The following is a 630-nucleotide window of genomic DNA, read 5'->3' on the forward strand; positions in this document are numbered from 1 at the left end:
ACGTGGGCGTCAGTCCACAGGTGTCGCGTGAACTGATGTCCGCTGACCGAATACTCATGAAAAGTCTGGTCTGTGCTGTTCCACACGTACAGCCAGCCATCGCGCAGCTGGCGCAGGGTGTAGCTGCGGGTCCTGAGTGCCGGCGGGGTGTTGGACCAGCCCTTGGGCAGTGGGTTTGGGCCCTGCTGGTTGCCCTTGGCCGGTGACTCATCGACCGCGTATCGAACAGGAAAAATAGCGACTTCAGCAGCGCTCAGGCCGCACCCGGCCATCGCCATGGCAGCACGGGGAAACGCTTGATTGCGGCGGGCCTGATTCAGCTGGGCGCGGCTGGGTGGCAGGGGCATGGCACTTCCTTGATGAGTTGAACGCTGGGGCTGTCAGTGGCCCGTTGCGGTCCGTCCATCTCTGGCGCTATCGGCACAGATGCAGGTGGACAAACTGATTCACCGGGCGTGAAAAGCACGGATTGCGGGTTCAACTGCTATCAAAAGTCGTGCCAGCGAGTGCCAGGCCCGCGGTTTATGCGGGCTGTAGGGATTCCGGCATCGGCCGAGAGGGCTTTTTGAGGGAAAATTCGCGGAAAATTGCGCAAGAAGTTGCGCAGTGCTGTGCAAGTTCTTGCGCACT

Annotated in this window: 1 protein-coding gene; it reads right to left on the reverse strand. The window is 60.8% G+C overall.

Features of this window, described 5'->3' with window-relative positions:
• Positions 1-347, reverse strand: a 347-nt coding sequence (locus tag SJI00_RS22370) for a toxin VasX (protein WP_322463859.1), incomplete at its 3' end; no start/stop codon positions are given.
• Positions 348-630 lie beyond the last annotated feature (283 nt).

Origin of the sequence: Pseudomonas gebzensis, assembly GCF_034427815.1 — a bacterium.
Taxonomy (GTDB): domain Bacteria; phylum Pseudomonadota; class Gammaproteobacteria; order Pseudomonadales; family Pseudomonadaceae; genus Aquipseudomonas.